Origin of the sequence: Pseudomonas sp. R-28-1W-6, assembly GCF_009799925.1 — a bacterium.
GTDB lineage: Bacteria > Pseudomonadota > Gammaproteobacteria > Pseudomonadales > Pseudomonadaceae > Aquipseudomonas.
This window is the reverse complement of the sequence record NZ_WELK01000004.1, coordinates 295,642-310,482: the sequence shown is the minus strand read 5'-3', so window position 1 is coordinate 310,482 and position 14,841 is coordinate 295,642. Positions and strand designations below refer to the sequence as shown.

General features: G+C 64.8%; 11 protein-coding genes. 4 read left to right on the top strand and 7 right to left on the bottom strand.

Annotation, left to right across the window (positions count from 1 at the left end):
• Position 1 precedes the first annotated feature (1 nt).
• The 6 genes from algG to F3I62_RS11215 all read right to left on the bottom strand — a co-directional run bounded on the left by algG (position 2) and on the right by F3I62_RS11215 (position 8,501).
• Positions 2–1,549 (bottom strand): mannuronan 5-epimerase AlgG, encoded by a 1,548-nt coding sequence (algG, locus tag F3I62_RS11240; RefSeq protein WP_178122509.1) that lies wholly within the window; start codon positions 1,547–1,549, stop codon positions 2–4.
• A gap of 32 nt (positions 1,550–1,581) precedes the next feature.
• The gene (locus tag F3I62_RS11235; protein WP_160489720.1) at positions 1,582–3,015 is read right to left on the bottom strand and encodes an alginate export family protein; all 1,434 of its coding nucleotides are present in this window, start codon (positions 3,013–3,015) and stop codon (positions 1,582–1,584) included.
• Positions 3,012–4,388 (bottom strand): sel1 repeat family protein, encoded by a 1,377-nt coding sequence (locus F3I62_RS11230; RefSeq protein WP_160489719.1) that lies wholly within the window; start codon positions 4,386–4,388, stop codon positions 3,012–3,014. The genes F3I62_RS11235 and F3I62_RS11230 overlap by 4 nt, the downstream gene beginning before the upstream one ends.
• Entirely contained in the window at positions 4,385–5,539 is a 1,155-nt protein-coding gene (locus tag F3I62_RS11225; protein WP_160489718.1) for a PilZ domain-containing protein, read from the bottom strand. The genes F3I62_RS11230 and F3I62_RS11225 overlap by 4 nt, the downstream gene beginning before the upstream one ends.
• A gap of 78 nt (positions 5,540–5,617) precedes the next feature.
• Positions 5,618–7,099 (bottom strand): glycosyltransferase family 2 protein, encoded by a 1,482-nt coding sequence (locus F3I62_RS11220; RefSeq protein ID WP_160489717.1) that lies wholly within the window; start codon positions 7,097–7,099, stop codon positions 5,618–5,620.
• 91 nt (positions 7,100–7,190) lie between these two features.
• Complete coding sequence (locus F3I62_RS11215; RefSeq protein WP_160489716.1) at positions 7,191–8,501, bottom strand: nucleotide sugar dehydrogenase; 1,311 nt, start codon at positions 8,499–8,501, stop codon at positions 7,191–7,193.
• 686 nt (positions 8,502–9,187) lie between these two features.
• On the opposite strand from F3I62_RS11215, the gene F3I62_RS11210 reads away from it, so the two are divergent.
• Complete coding sequence (locus F3I62_RS11210) at positions 9,188–10,753, top strand: PAS domain-containing methyl-accepting chemotaxis protein (RefSeq protein ID WP_160489715.1); 1,566 nt, start codon at positions 9,188–9,190, stop codon at positions 10,751–10,753.
• Positions 10,754–10,926: 173 nt separating this feature from the next.
• On the opposite strand, the gene F3I62_RS11205 is transcribed toward F3I62_RS11210, so the two are convergent.
• Positions 10,927–11,601: an alpha/beta family hydrolase gene (locus F3I62_RS11205; RefSeq protein WP_256667742.1), complete on the bottom strand. Its 675-nt coding sequence runs from the start codon at positions 11,599–11,601 to the stop codon at positions 10,927–10,929.
• Positions 11,602–11,643: 42 nt separating this feature from the next.
• Between F3I62_RS11205 and ccoN the strand changes: the two genes are divergently transcribed.
• The 3 genes from ccoN to ccoP are packed head-to-tail and all read left to right on the top strand — an operon-like array spanning position 11,644 to position 14,680.
• On the top strand, positions 11,644–13,080 hold the full coding sequence (gene ccoN / locus F3I62_RS11200) for a cytochrome-c oxidase, cbb3-type subunit I (protein WP_160489714.1): 1,437 nt from the start codon (positions 11,644–11,646) through the stop codon (positions 13,078–13,080).
• A complete protein-coding gene (gene ccoO / locus F3I62_RS11195; RefSeq protein ID WP_160489713.1) occupies positions 13,080–13,694 on the top strand; it encodes a cytochrome-c oxidase, cbb3-type subunit II in 615 nt (204 codons plus the stop codon). The genes ccoN and ccoO overlap by 1 nt, the downstream gene beginning before the upstream one ends.
• Before the next feature lie 47 nt (positions 13,695–13,741).
• Positions 13,742–14,680, top strand: a complete 939-nt coding sequence (ccoP, locus tag F3I62_RS11190; RefSeq protein WP_160489712.1) for a cytochrome-c oxidase, cbb3-type subunit III — start codon at positions 13,742–13,744, stop codon at positions 14,678–14,680.
• Positions 14,681–14,841: the final 161 nt, after the last annotated feature.

The following is a 14,841-nucleotide window of genomic DNA, read 5'->3' as shown; positions in this document are numbered from 1 at the left end:
CTCACTTCTGCAATTGCGCCAGTTGGTCCAGCGGCAGGACCAGCACGGCTTTCTTCTGCCGCACGAGCAGGTCGAGAATCTGGTTCTTGTCGTCGGCCAGCGCGCCGAACATGCCGATACCTGTGGGTTTGCTCGGCATCAGCATGTCCAGCTGGTAGAGCTTCACGCTCTGCGGTGCCACCACCGAGATGGCGCCCGTCTGGTTGCCCACCAGGCGCCCGCCGACCACGGTCATCGACAGGTTCATGTCGAAGGGGTCCAGCGCCAGGTCGCGGTCGGTACCGTTGAGGTCCTTGACGTGGCCGTAGATGCCGAGCAGGCCGTTGGCCACCGCCAGGTTCTCGTACAGCTCGACCTCGGCGCTGTTGCGCACCCGGATGCCGTGCCGGCCGTTGTTGAAGGCCTTGTTGCCCCACAGCAGGTTCTGGCCGCTCTCGTAGATGGTGATGCCGTCGGACTGGTTGCGGTAAATCTCGTTGTAGGCGATCACGTTGTTGACGCTGGTGCGGTCGATGACGATGCCGGACAGGTGGTTCTCGTAGGAGCGGTTGTTGAAGATCCAGCTGTCGTTGACCTCGCGCGAAATGATGATGCCGTGCTTCTGCACCGTGCCGTAGGCGGTGTTCTCGGCAATGATCAGGCGTCGCGAGCGGTCATGGGGGTCGATGCCGTAGACCAGGTTGTTGCGGTAGGTGTTGCCGCGCAGCACCACGTCGAAGGCCTCGTAGCAGTAGAAGCCGTACCACATGTCGTCGAACATCGAGTTGAGCAGCCAGCCGGTGGGATGACCGCGCTGCATGATCGGGTGCATCGCCGGGCTGTACTGCGAGATCGACACGCCATAGGACTTGCTCGCGGTGTAGCCGAGGCTGGAAACCACGCTGTTGACGATGTAGGTCTCGGTGCCGCCCCAGGAGTTGAGGAACGGGCGGAACTTGCCCTTCTTGCGGAACCAGTCCTGCTGGTTCTCGGCCTCGCGCCAGGCGGTCAGGCGGCTGTCGGTGATGAACAGCTTGCCGTCGTTGATCAGGAACGCGCCGCGTTCGCTGGACAGGCGGAAATCCCTGGTCTCCTTGCCGATGTGCAGGGTCGCGCCCTGGCTGACCACGATCGGCAGGCGGGCCAGGTACACGCCCGGCTCGGTCTCGCGGAAATACTTCTGCGGCAGGCTGCGCGCCAGGTCCGCCGGGGTCACGTAGCCGCCCTCGATGAACACCACCTGCGGCATCTCGCCCTGGCGCTTGACCCACTCGCGCAGGCGCTCGTCGCCACCGGTGAACTCCACCAGCGGGTTCTGCTCGATCATGCCGCGCACCACCACGCGCCCGGCGGGCTTGGCCTGGACCTTGGCGTATACCGCCTCGGCGGTGTAGCCGCTCAGGTCGGGCAGCCGGGGCGCCTCGCGCTGCAGCGACTCGACCGGAATGCTCGACACCCGATAGGCCTGGCGCTTGACCTCGGCGGCCTCGGCAGCCACGGCCAAAGCCAGCCCGCCCGCCAGCAGCAGGCCATGGCGCAGCAGTTGCCTGAACGCTGTAGGTGAATCCATCTTGCCAGTCTCCATGTTCACTTCAGGCCACCTCAGTAACGCCAGACCACGTCGACAACGGCGCGGTGCATGTTCGAATCGCTGTCGCGGGAAAAGGCGTCGCCCGGCAGGAACAAACCGCCGCGAAAACGCACCAGCGCCGACTTCGCGCCCAGCCAGCCCAGTTCGGCGGGCATCTGCCCCTCGTTGAAGTAACGGGTCAGCACCAGATCGACTTCCTGGCCCAGGTCCTTCTCCCCCGGCTCCAGCGCCGCCTGCAGGCCGCTGGCGCTGTCGGCCTGGTCATCCACCCGCCAGAAGCGGTGATAGACCAGGCTGGCGTCGTAGTCCTTGTTCAGCTGCCAGGCGCCAAACAAGCTGGCCGCCTGCAGGTTGTTCAGCTCGCCGCGATAGGCCTCGCCGAAGCGGTTGACGGTGGAGTTGGTGCCGGTGAAGTTGGCGCGGTTGCTCTGCAGATCGGTCTGCACGAACTGCTCGGAGTCGTCGCCATCGCCGCCGCCACTGGCGCGCGAATAGGTGGCGCCGAGCCGCCAGTGCTCATCGATGTTCCAGCGCAGGCCGAGATCCAGGGCCCAGGCATCGACATCCTGGTTGCTCTCGCCGGCGGCCCGGCGTACGCCGTCGACGGTGCGCGTGCTGAGCACGTCGGCGTCGCCGGTCAGCCAGGTCAGGCTGGCCATGTAGCTCAGCGGCAGGCTGCTGCGGTAGTTGTAGAAGTCGCCATTGGCCTCGATGCCCAGCCAGGTCAGCTGGCCGCTGTAGGTCTTGCTCAGCTGGTCCACCTCTTCGCCCGGGTTCGGCAGGCTGCCGTTATCGTCGCTGTGGTGGAACTTGAGCCCGGCCCAGTGCCCCGGCCGCCACTGGGTGGAGAGATCGCCCAGCAGGTGCAGGCGATCCTCGTCCTGCGGCGCCAGGTCGTCGAGGTCGGTACGGTAGTCACTGAAGCGCTCGGCGATGCCGACATGGGCGTTGAGCAGCGTGGTATCGAAGTTCCAGCGCAGCGCCTCGATATTGCTGTCCCACCACAGGCCGTCGACGCTGCGGATCTTCTGCCGGCCCAGGCGCAGGGACTCGCCGGGATAGGCGGTCAGGCCGCCGTAGTCGACCCAAAACTCGTGCAGGGCGAGGAAGTTGTCGTCGCGCTCGCGCGCATCGGTGGAGTCGATGGTGTCGGACTCGCTGGTATCGGATTCGATCACATCGCTGGCGACGAAGGCCTCCGCCATCAGGTAGGCGCTCCAGTCGCCGCGCAGGCCGTAGACCCAGGGCCGCACGCTCAGGCCGACGCCATTGAAGTCGCCGCCATCACGGGTACCCAGGTCGCGGTCGTCGAGCGACTGCGCGGTGATCTTCAGATTGGCCCCGTAGGACAGCCCGGGCTGCGCCTCGGCCGCCCACAGGAGCGGGCTGCCGAGCAGGCCGGCCGTGCACGCGAAAACGGCGGCGCAACGGTTGGTCGAAGTCATAGCATTCCCTGCATTGGATGGGTCGAATTGCGGATGCTCAGCTGCTCGCCGCCGCGGGCACGCAGCTCGCGGGCCAGCAGGCTTTCCACCTGCGGGTAGTCCTGCGCTTGCAGGCGCGGCGCCAGGCGTTCCAGTAGCGCCTGGCCCTGGGGCGCGCCCTGCTGCTTGGCCAGGGTGGCGAAGGTGTAGGCGTACACCGCATTGATGCGGATGCCCTTGCCGGCGCCGAACAGCTGGGCCAGGGCCACGTCGGCACTGGCGTTGCCGCTGCGGGCGGCGATCAGCAGGTGCTCCAGGGCCTTGTCCGGGTCGATGTCGCCCAGCTGCCCTTCGCTGTAGATCTTGCCGAGGAAGAAGTGCGCCTTGGGCTCGTACGGCAAGGCCTGCAGCAGGTATTTTTCGGCGGCCAGGGGATCGCCCGGGAGGATCTGGCCCTTCATGTAGTGCTGCCCCAGGGTCATGGCCGCGCGCGAGGAACCCGCCGCCACGCCCTGCTCCAGGTAGGCCTGGATTTCGCTGGCGCCCCCCAGGTCCGGGTAGCTCTGCGTCAGCTCCGCCAGGCTGACCCAGGCGTCGGCATGGACGGGAGCGATCAGCTCGAACAGCTCCTTGGCGGTCTGTGGAGCCGGCTCGCCGTTGGCCGGGTCGGCGAGCACCTTGGCCACCGCCTGCAGGCGGTCGGGCACCACCGTGCCGGCCTGATAGTCCTCGCGCAGGCGCACCAGCAGGGCTTCCAGGGCCGCGCTATCGGTCTGCTGCTGGTAGATCGCCGCCAACTCGGGGTAGCACTCGCTGACCTGGGCCAGCCAGGCCTCGCAGGTTTGCCGGATCTGCATCTGGTGCTGCGCATAGTCGCCGCGCACGCGGTACAGCTGGATCATGCCGAGCTGCGCCTCGCCCAGCCCCTGGGCCTGCCAGTGCGCCAGCTCACGGTCGATCTCGCCGCTGCCGACCTTCTGCGGGTCGAGCAGCTGCACCTGCACCAGTGGCAACAGTGCGCTGCGGTCGCCCTCCTGCAGACCCTGGCGCAGCAGGCGCTCGGCCTCCTGGCGTTGCTCCACGCTCAACTGCGGCTGGCTGGCCAGCCACTTGCCGAGGCGCACCGGCGCCAGGGGCGAGCGCCCCAAAGCGCCGCGATAGAGCGCTGCGCCCTGCTCCTGCTGCGCCACCGAGGCGCTGCGCACGAGGATGTCGGCCAGGCCGATTTCCGCGTCGACATAGCCCTGCGCCGCCAGCGCCTGGAAGTTGGCCTGCGCGGTCGCCAGATCGCCGGCGTTTTTCGCCTGCTTGGCCAGTTGCAGGTCGGGCAGGCTCACGCAGCCCGACAGCAGGCCGAGGCCTAGGGTCCCGAGTGCCAGGCTGAGCCTTTTCATTTGCCGGCAGCCAGGCTGTTGCTCGACCACAGCCCGCCCAGCGGCTGGATGCGTACGTCCACCGGGCGCTTGGCCAGTTCGCTGGCCAGCGGCAGTGCCGGCTCGATCATCACGCGGATGTCCGAGGCCAGGCCGCCGTCCTGCAGCGCCATGCTGCTGATCACGCCGCTGCGCGGCTCGGTCTCGCCGCCCACCAGGAAGCTGACCTGGGTGCCCGGCTGCAGCTCATCGAAGGCCCGGTAAGGGAAGCGCGCCTCGACGGTCGCCACGCTGTCGGCCGGGGCCAGGGTGAACACGGCCGTGCCCTTGACCGCCATCTGCCCGTCGCCGACCAGCTGCGCCACCACGCGGCAGTCGCAGGGGCTGGTCAGGGTGCCCTGGAAGCTCTTGCTGAACAGGCGCTCGAGGTTGTCCGGGGTCATCTCCGCCTCCGGCAGCGCGCCCTTCAGGGCATCCAGCATGGTCGCGGAGAAGGTCGCCACCGGCGCGCCCTTGGCCACCGTGTCGCCGACCTTGACCAGGCTCTGTACCGACCCTTCGCGCGGCATGGCCACCTGCTGCCCGGGCACCATGACCTGGGCCGAGTCGGCATGGGTGACGAAGTAGATGTCGTACAGCTGATAGAGCACGTAGCTGCAGGCGCTGACCCCGACCAGGAAGATCGCCAGGCTCAGGCCCAGGGCGCGCAGGCGCGCCAGCGGGCTGACCGGGCCGTCGGCCTTGTTGTTGCGCGCCTTGGTGAAGTTCTCGCGCTGCAGGGTGCTGATCAGGTCGCCGACGGTGACCAGCTCGCCGCTGAGGAAGCCGCTGATCAGGTAGCGCAGCGCGGAGATTTCGCGCGGCTTGAGGTTGTGGAACTCGCAACCGACGCGCTTGCCGCCCTGCAGCGAGCGCACCTGGAACTCCACGTCCATGGCGAAACCGATGCCTTCGATCTCGAACATCAGCTTGCCGCGCAGGTGCTGGCCTTCGCTGATCAGCCCGGAATTGGGCTCGAAGCTGAAACCACCAGCCGACAGATCCAGCAGCGGTGCTTCCAGATCCTGGCCCTGCGGGCTGCGGTAGACGATCTTCGCCGGCAGCTTCAGACGCGCGTACTGGCGCTGGGCCTCCGACTCGTGGACAACATTGCTGTTGCTGCTTGGACTCATCACTGCACTCATGGCTTTTCCCTTTTAAATTAATGAGTTAACTCGGGCATCAAGTGGCCTTCGGCCATCCGTTGCCGCTTACACCACCCACATCAAGGCAGCGACGAAAATACTGCCCGCCGAAAAGGTCATGGCCCGCGACGACCAGGTGTTGAACCAGCGCTGGAAGCTGGCCAGGTCGCGATTGAGCTTGGTCTTCTGGCGGGTCCAGGACTGCTGGTCGAGGCGGAAAAACACGTACACCTTCACCAGGGCCCCGACGATCTGGTTGTAATAGAGGATCAACGGGTAGGCCGGCCCGATCTCATGCCCGGAGGCCAGCAACAGCAGGGTAAGCACCAGCCGCGTCAGGCCGATCCACAGCAGGTAGATGAGCAGGTAGGCGAAGCCGTACTTGATGCTGGCGATGATCGCCACGCTCGGCCCCAGCAGGCTGGTCCACATCGAGATGCGCTGATCCAGCAGCACCAGGCTGGTGAACCAGCCCAGGCGCGACGGACCCAGGCCGAGGGCGCGCGAGTTCTGCCGCAGGTTGTTGCCGTACCAGCGGAACATCAGCTTGCGACTGGCCTTGATGAAGCTCTTCTCCGGCGGGTGCTCGACCGTATTGATCGTCGCATCCGGCACGTAGAAGGTGTCGTAGCCCAAACGCATCAGGCTGTACCAACTGGACTTGTCGTCGCCGGTGAGGAACTTGAAGCGGCCAAGACGCCAGTGCTGCAGGTGGTCGTTTTCCACGTCGGCGATGAAGCCGGGGCTGGTCACCACCTCGGCGCGGAACACCGACATGCGCCCGGTCAGGGTCAGCACGCGCTTGGACAGGGCCATCGAGCACATGTTGATGTGGCGCTGGGCGAAGCGCAGCTTGTGCCACTCGTGCATGATGTAGCCGCCGCGCACTTCGCAGAACTCGTTGGTGGTCAGGCCACCCAGGTTTTCGAACAGGCCGAAGTACGGCACGGTCTTGCGCACCACGCCGGCACTCAGCACGGTGTCGCCATCGACCACGGCCACTACGGCCCGGTCGTCCGGCTGCGCCCGCGAGATGGCGCGGAAGCCCTGGGCCAGGCCGTCGCGCTTGCCGGTGCCGGGAATCCGCACGAAGGTCAGCTTGACCCGCTCTGGCGGATTCAGGCGATGCCACAGGTTCTTGACCAGCAGTTCATCGGACAGCTCGACGATCGAGCAGACCACCGTGCACGGGTAGTCGCAGTTGATCGCTTCCTCGATCACCGAGCGATAGACCTCGGCGGTGGTCAAGGCATCGATGCGGAAGCTGGTGACCATCAGGAACACGTGCGACGGATCGGCATCCGCCCCCTGCTTGCGCGCCTTGCGCCGGTAGTAGGGGAACATCAGGTAGAGAAAAATCATCCCGCGCACATAGTGGGTGATGCCCACCGAATAGCGCCAAATCCCCACTGCACCCAGCAGCAGGAGGAAATCGGTGGATTGCGGATCGAACACGCTGTGCGGCAGCAGTAACGCCATGCCACCCAACGCGCTGAGATAGAACAGCCAACCCGCGGCATTGCGCAGGCGCCCCCGAGTATCTTCCATGTAACCAACCCCGTTTGAGTTTCGACTCTGCAACGGGGGCGTTCTTATTCTTGTTGTAACGCCCTGTGCATGTTCAACGCTGCAGCAGTCGCTACCAGCAGAGGCCTTCCTTGACGTCGTCACTGCAGTGGCGCATGAAACCGACCAGATCGATCAGCTTCTTGCCCGCCGGCAGGTTCTGCACCACGGTCTCGAACAGTTCGTCGCTGTTGCCCAGCACGATCACGTCGGCATCGGCCACGACCTGCTGCAGGTCGGAGCGCAGCAGCGATGAGACATGGGGAATCTTCGACTCGATGTATTCGCGGTTGGCGCCGTGGACGCGGGCATATTCGACGTTGCGGTCGAAGATCTTCAGGTCGAAACCCTTGCCGATCAGCTGCTCGGCCAGTTCCACCAGCGGACTCTCGCGCAGGTCGTCGGTGCCGGCCTTGAAGCTCAGGCCGAGCAGCGCGATCTTGCGCTTGTCCTGGCTGGCGATCAGGTTGTAGGCGTTGCGCACCTGGGCTTCGTTGCTCGGCATCAGCGAGTTGATCAGCGGCGACTCGATGTCGAGCTGGGTGGCGCGGTAGTTGAGGGCGCGCACGTCCTTGGGCAGGCAGGAGCCGCCGAAGGCGAAGCCGGGCTTCATGTAGTACTTGGACAGGTTGAGTTTGTGGTCCTGGCAGATCACATCCATCACCTCGCGACCGTCGACGCCGACCGCCTTGGAGATGTTGCCGATCTCGTTGGCGAAGGTGATCTTGGCCGCGTGCCAGACGTTGCAGGTGTACTTGATCATCTCCGCGACCTCGATGGTCTTGCGGATGATCGGCGCGTCCAGCTCGCTGTAGATCGCTTCGAGCAGGTCGCCCGAGGTCTTGTCCAGCTCGCCGATCACGGTCATGGCCGGGAAGTCGTAGTCCTTGATCGCGGTGCTCTCGCGCAGGAACTCCGGGTTGACCGCCACGCCGAAGTCCTCGCCGGCCTTGAGGCCCGAGTACTTCTCCAGGGTCGGGATGACCACGTTGCGCAGCGTGCCTGGCAGCACGGTGCTGCGTACCACCACGGTGTGGCGAGTGCTCTTTTCCGGGAGAACCCGGCCGATCTGCTGGCAGACTTCCTCGATGTAGGACACATCCAGGTCGCCATTGCGCTTGCTCGGCGTCGGCGGGGCGAGGAAGGAGATATCCGTCTCCAGTACCGCCTCGCGCATGTCCAGCGTACCGCGCAGCTTGCCGCTCTTGATGCCCTGCTGCAGCAGCTCCTCGAGCCCCGGCTCGACGATTGGCGCCTTACCGCTGTTGATCAGGTCGATCTTCAGCGCCGAAATATCCACACCAATGATCTGATGCCCCCGGGCCGACAGGCAACCGGCACACACAGCTCCTACATAGCCAAGCCCAAAAATGCTGATGCGCATTTGGCGATCTCCTCCTTGCGTTGATCGATGCGGCAGCCACACGGCTGATCCGCCTATCTCGCGAGACCGACTACAGGTACGACAAAACCCTCGAGTCCCTTCACCAACCAGTCGACTTCTGCCTTATCCGAGGCAGAGAAAGTTCAACTTGATCAGAGCAAAACCAATGCCACACGAAGACACTAAGTTCCTCGTGTGACAGTTGTTAAGTTATTCCTTTTTAAAACAGTAACCTAGTTACCAAGAGTAACGCGTGAAGCACTTCACAGATGCCATTTTTCTGGCACCAACATGATGCAAGCGCTCTGGAATGGATCATACAGAAGGCGGATTAGAAAGTAACACCTAAAAAACAGGCATTACGCAAGGTAATACGCGCGACGTAAAGCATATTGAAAACAGGCTAATGCCATTTTTCTGACGCCATATATAATGACAAAAGCAGCGATATATAGGACACCATTAGCCACGCCAGATGAACGAGACATTAATATCCACCGAATACTTCAGCTATTTTCCATTGACTGCATATATAAACAGCCAGCCCAAATAAAAAGTTGGCGCCAAATTATTCTTATCTATCCGGACAGGTTACAATCGGTTACGAACGTTAGGATCGACCGCTCAATTTTCACAGTTCACGGCCGATCCACTCTGACAAGCCCCTCGCCGAAGAATCGACACGCATGCGAAACAACCAGCCCATCACCCAGCGCGAGCGCACCTTCCCTGCCCAGCAGCGCCTGATCTCCACCACCGATGCAAAAGGTCAGATCACCTACTGCAACCAGGCCTTCATCGAGATCAGCGGTTTCACGCGCGACGAACTGATCCGGGCGCCGCACAACCTGGTGCGCCACCCGGATGTTCCGCCGGCGGTGTTCGAGCACATGTGGACCACCCTGAAGAAGGGCCGCCCGTGGATGGGCATCGTCAAGAACCGCAGCAAGAACGGCGACCACTACTGGGTCAATGCCTACGTGACCCCGATGCTCGAGGGCGGCCAGGTGGTGGGCTACGAATCGGTACGGATCAAGCCGACCGCCGAGCAGGTGAGCCGCGCCCAGGCCCTGTACGCACGGATCAACGCCGGTAAAGCGGCGATCCCCAGCCGCGACAGCTGGCTGCCGCTGCTGCAGGCCTGGCTGCCATTCATCCTGATCAGCCAGATCGGTTTCCTGATCGGTCACTGGATGGGCTCGACCTGGGGCTTCCTGCTCGCCGCCCTGTTCTCGGTGCCGCTGGGCCTGACCGGCCTGGCCTGGCAGAACCGCGGGATCAAGCGCCTGCTGCGCCTGGCCGAGCAGACCACCTCGGACCCGCTGATCGCCCAGATGTACACCGACAGCCATGGCGCCGAGGCGCGCCTGGAAATGGCCATGCTCAGCCAGGAAGCCCGCCTGAAGACCTGCCTGACCCGCCTGCAGGATACCGCCGAGCGCCTGACCCAGCAGGCCCGCCAAGCCGACCAGCTGGCCCACAACAGCTCCGCCGGCCTGGAGCGCCAGCGCGTGGAAACCGAACAGGTTGCCACCGCGGTCAACGAGATGGCCGCAACCACGCTTGAGGTCGCCAGCAATGTGGCGCGCACCGCCATCGCCACCCAGGAAGCCAACCGCCTGACCGGCGAAGGGCGCAATGTCACCGCGGAAACCCGCGACGCCATCCAGCGCCTGTCGCTGTCGGTGGGCGAAACCGGCGAAACCGTGTCGCGCCTGGCCCAGGACAGCAACGAGATCGGCGGCGTGGTCGACGTGATCAAGGGCATTGCCGACCAGACCAACCTGCTGGCGCTCAACGCCGCCATCGAAGCCGCCCGCGCCGGCGAGATGGGCCGCGGCTTTGCCGTGGTGGCCGACGAGGTGCGTTCGCTGGCCCAGCGCACCGCCGAATCCACCGGGCAGATCCACGCCCTGATCGCCAAGCTGCAGCGCACCGCCGAAGAGGCGGTGATGACCATGGAGATCGGCCGCAAGCAGGCCGACGAAGGCGTCGAACGTGTGCAGCAGGCCGACCAGGCCCTGCTGGGCATCAGCGAGGCCGTGGCGAATATCGCCGACATGGCCAACCAGATCGCCGCCGCCGCCGAGGAGCAGAGCGCCGTGGCGGACGAAATCAACCAGAACATCACCACCATTGCCCAGCTGGCCGACCAGACCGCCGGCGAAGCGCAGAACACGGCGAACCTCAGCGAGGAGCTGACCACCACCGCGCAGGACCAGTACTCCCTGGTGGAGCGCTTCAACCGCTGAGCCACGCGCCCCCCAAAAAGGCCGGCACCCTCGCGGGTGCCGGCCTTTTTCATGTCTTGCACACCCCGAAGCCGGTCACCGCTGCCACTAAAACCAGACTGCTGATTTCCCCAGGGATGCGCAGCAGCGGGCTTCGCTGGCGAAACATCGCCATTGGCGCGCGGAGCCCGCGTCTAGCCGAGGCGCCGCAGAAATGCCGCCACCGCATCCGCCGCCGCCTGCAGATGCTGCTCGTGGCTGAAGCCACTCGCCTTAAGCGGCTTCAGGTCATGATCGCCGGCCGCCAGCCAGTGCAGCTCGACCGCTGTCGACAAGGCATAACCCGCCACAGTGGCCCGCGCGCCCATGGCGTCGCGCTCGCCCTGGACAATCAAGGTCGGCGTGCGCAAGCCGGCCAGGTGGGCGACCCGCGGCTTGTCCTGCTTGCCCACGGCATGGAAGGGATAGCCCAGGCACACCAGCGCGTCGGCGCCCAGCTCGTCGGCCAGCAGGCTGGCCATGCGCCCGCCCATGGATTTGCCGCCGATCGCCAGCCGCCCCGGCACCTGCTCGCGCACGGAGGCATAGACCTGGCGCCAGCTCTCCAGCAGCTGCGCCTGGGGATTGGGCGGGCGCTTGCGTCCATCCTCGCGGCGCGCCGTCATATAGGGGAATTCGAAGCGCAGCACCGCGATGCCGCGCGCCGCCAACAACCCCGCCATGCCGGCCATGAACGCGCTGTCCATCGGCGCGCCGGCGCCGTGGGCCAGGATCAGATCGACTTGCGACAGCCTGTCACACCCGTCCAGGAGCCACTCACCCACTGTGCATTGACCTCCGTCAATAACTGTCACCGTGCCATTACCCATGCTTGCCCTGCTTTTCATAAACCGTGGATGGAAGCCCAACACATGAACACAACCAGCAGAACCGCCTACAACTACAAGGTGGTCCGCCAGTTCGCCATTATGACGGTGGTTTGGGGCATAGTCGGGATGGGGCTCGGCGTGTTCATCGCCGCGCAACTGGCCTGGCCCGAACTCAACTTCAACCTACCCTGGACCAGTTTTGGCCGCTTGCGACCCCTGCATACCAACGCGGTGATCTTCGCCTTCGGTGGTTGCGCCCTGTTTGCCACCAGCTACTACTCGCTGCAACGCACCTGTCAGACCCGCCTGATCTCGGACAGCCTGGCCGCCTTCACCTTCTGGGGCTGGCAGCTGGTCATCGTGCTCGCGGCGATCAGCCTGCCCCTGGGCTGGACCAGCTCCAAGGAATACGCCGAGCTGGAATGGCCGATCGACATTCTGATCACCATCGTCTGGGTCTCCTATGCCGTGGTGTTCTTCGGCACCCTGATGAAGCGCAAGACCAAGCACATCTACGTGGGCAACTGGTTCTTCGGCGGCTTCATCCTGACCGTGGCGATCCTACACCTGGTCAACAACATGGAGCTGCCGGTCACCCTGACCAAGTCCTACTCGCTGTACGCCGGCGCCACCGACGCCATGGTGCAGTGGTGGTACGGCCACAACGCCGTGGGCTTCTTCCTCACCGCCGGTTTCCTGGGGATGATGTACTACTTCGTGCCCAAGCAGGCCGGGCGCCCGGTGTATTCCTATCGTCTGTCGATCGTGCACTTCTGGGCGCTGATCACCCTGTACATCTGGGCCGGTCCGCACCACCTGCACTACACCGCCCTGCCGGACTGGGCCCAGTCCCTCGGCATGGTGATGTCCCTGGTGCTGCTGGCGCCGAGCTGGGGCGGCATGATCAACGGCATGATGACCCTCTCGGGCGCCTGGCATAAGCTGCGCAGCGACCCCATCCTGCGCTTTTTGGTGGTGTCCCTGGCCTTCTACGGCATGTCCACCTTCGAAGGCCCGATGATGGCCATCAAGACCGTCAACGCCCTGTCCCACTACACCGACTGGACCATCGGCCACGTGCACGCCGGCGCCCTCGGCTGGGTGGCGATGATCTCCATCGGCTCGCTGTACCACCTGATCCCGAAAGTCTTCGGTCGCGAGCAGATGCACAGCGTCGGCCTGATCAACGCCCACTTCTGGCTGGCGACCATCGGCACCGTGCTGTACATCGCCTCCATGTGGGTCAACGGCATCACCCAGGGCCTGATGTGGCGTGCGGTCAACGAAGACGGCACCCTCACCTACTCCTTCGTCGAAGCCCTGGAAGCCAGCCACACCGGCTTCGTGGTGCGCGTACTGGGCGGGGCGATCTTCTTCACCGGCATGCTACTGATGGCCTACAACACCTGGCGCACCGTACGCGCCGTGCAACCGGCCGAATACGACGCTGGCGCGCTGATCACTGAGGGAGCCCACTGATGAGCAGCAAACACGAAATACTCGAGAAGAACGTCGGCCTGCTGGCCCTGTGCATGGTCCTGGCCGTGAGCATCGGCGGCCTGACCCAGATCGTCCCGCTGTTCTTCCAGGACGTGGTCAACGAGCCGGTACAGGGCATGAAGCCCTACACCGCGCTGCAGCTGGAAGGCCGCGACATCTATATCAAGGAAGGCTGCGTCGGCTGCCACTCGCAGATGATCCGTCCGTTCCGCGCCGAAACCGAGCGCTACGGCCACTACTCGGTGGCCGGTGAAAGCGTCTGGGACCACCCGTTCCTCTGGGGCTCCAAGCGTACCGGCCCGGACCTGGCCCGCGTCGGCGGCCGCTACTCCGACGACTGGCACCGCGCGCACCTGTACAACCCGCGCAACGTGGTGCCGGAGTCGAAGATGCCGGCCTACCCCTGGCTGGTCGAGAACAAGCTGGACGGCAAGGACACCGCCGCCAAGCTTGAAGCCATGCGCACCCTCGGCGTGCCCTACAGCGATGCGGACATCGCCGGCGCCGCCGAGGCCGTCAGCGGCAAGACCGAGATGGAGGCGCTGGTCGCCTACCTGCAGGCCCTCGGCACCAGCCTGAAGAACAAGAGGTAAGTCATGGTCATTCACCCCTTCCTGTTTCTGTCACGGAGTACACAGCCATGACCTCTTTCTGGAGTGGCTACATCACCCTGCTCACCCTCGGCAGCCTGGTCGCCCTGCTGTGGCTGGTATTCGCCACCCGCAGCGGCGAGAACAAAGGCACCACCGAGCAGACCATGGGCCATGCCTTCGACGGCATCGAGGAGTATGACAACCCGCTGCCCAAGTGGTGGTTCATGCTGTTCATCGGCACCATCATCTTCGCCGCCGGCTACCTGGCCATCTACCCGGGCCTGGGCAACTGGAAAGGCTGGCTGCCGGGCTACGAGAACGGCTGGACCCAGGTCGGCCAGTGGCAGCGCGAAATGGACAAGGCCGAGCAGCAGTATGGGCCGATCTACGCCAAGTTCGCCGCCATGCCCATCGAGGAGGTGGCCAAGGACCCGCAAGCCGTGAAGATGGGGGGGCGCCTGTTCGCCTCCAACTGCTCGGTCTGCCACGGCTCCGACGCCAAGGGCGCCTACGGCTTCCCCAACCTGACCGACAATCAGTGGCGCTGGGGCGGCACTCCGGCCGACATCAAGCAGACCATCATCGCCGGCCGTCACGGCATGATGCCGGCCCAGGCTCCGATGATCGGCGAAGATGGCGTGCGCAACGCCGCCGCCTACGTGCTCACCGAACTGGCCGGGCGCAAGCTGCCGGAAGGCGTGACCGCCGACATCGAAGCCGGTCGCAAGATCTTCTCCAGCACCTGCTTCGCCTGCCACGGCGCGGACGGCAAGGGCACCCCGAGCATGGGTGCACCGAACCTGACCAACCCGAGCGCCTTCATCTACGGCAGCAGCTATGCCCAGCTGCAGCAGACCATCCGCTACGGCCGCAACGGCAACATGCCGGCGCAGCTGCAGTACGTGGGTAGCGAAGACAAGGTGCACCTGCTGGCCGCCTACGTGTACAGCCTGTCCGCCCAGGTCGAGAAAACCGCGGCCAAGTAAGCCCGCGACAACGCGCGGCGTCGCCCGACGCCGCCGCACAGGCAAACGACACATCCCGCCCGAACCGCCTGCCGCGCCCGCCGCAGGCGGCATTTCCCCGTGCGACCGAGCGTCGCACCCCTCCGACCAGCAGCACACCCTGGCGTTTGACATGGGCTAAG

What these genes read in the sequence shown, in the direction of transcription:
- ccoO (WP_160489713.1), top strand. Translation starts at nt 13,080, where the DNA reads ATGAGCAGCAAACACGAAATACTCGAGAAGAACGTCGGCCTGCTGGCC.
- F3I62_RS11220 (WP_160489717.1), bottom strand. Translation starts at nt 7,099, where the DNA reads ATGGAAGATACTCGGGGGCGCCTGCGCAATGCCGCGGGTTGGCTGTTC.
- ccoP (WP_160489712.1), top strand. Translation starts at nt 13,742, where the DNA reads ATGACCTCTTTCTGGAGTGGCTACATCACCCTGCTCACCCTCGGCAGC.
- F3I62_RS11210 (WP_160489715.1), top strand. Translation starts at nt 9,188, where the DNA reads ATGCGAAACAACCAGCCCATCACCCAGCGCGAGCGCACCTTCCCTGCC.
- F3I62_RS11230 (WP_160489719.1), bottom strand. Translation starts at nt 4,388, where the DNA reads ATGAAAAGGCTCAGCCTGGCACTCGGGACCCTAGGCCTCGGCCTGCTG.
- F3I62_RS11235 (WP_160489720.1), bottom strand. Translation starts at nt 3,015, where the DNA reads ATGACTTCGACCAACCGTTGCGCCGCCGTTTTCGCGTGCACGGCCGGC.
- F3I62_RS11225 (WP_160489718.1), bottom strand. Translation starts at nt 5,539, where the DNA reads ATGAGTCCAAGCAGCAACAGCAATGTTGTCCACGAGTCGGAGGCCCAG.
- algG (WP_178122509.1), bottom strand. Translation starts at nt 1,549, where the DNA reads ATGGATTCACCTACAGCGTTCAGGCAACTGCTGCGCCATGGCCTGCTG.
- ccoN (WP_160489714.1), top strand. Translation starts at nt 11,644, where the DNA reads ATGAACACAACCAGCAGAACCGCCTACAACTACAAGGTGGTCCGCCAG.
- F3I62_RS11215 (WP_160489716.1), bottom strand. Translation starts at nt 8,501, where the DNA reads ATGCGCATCAGCATTTTTGGGCTTGGCTATGTAGGAGCTGTGTGTGCC.
- F3I62_RS11205 (WP_256667742.1), bottom strand. Translation starts at nt 11,601, where the DNA reads ATGGGTAATGGCACGGTGACAGTTATTGACGGAGGTCAATGCACAGTG.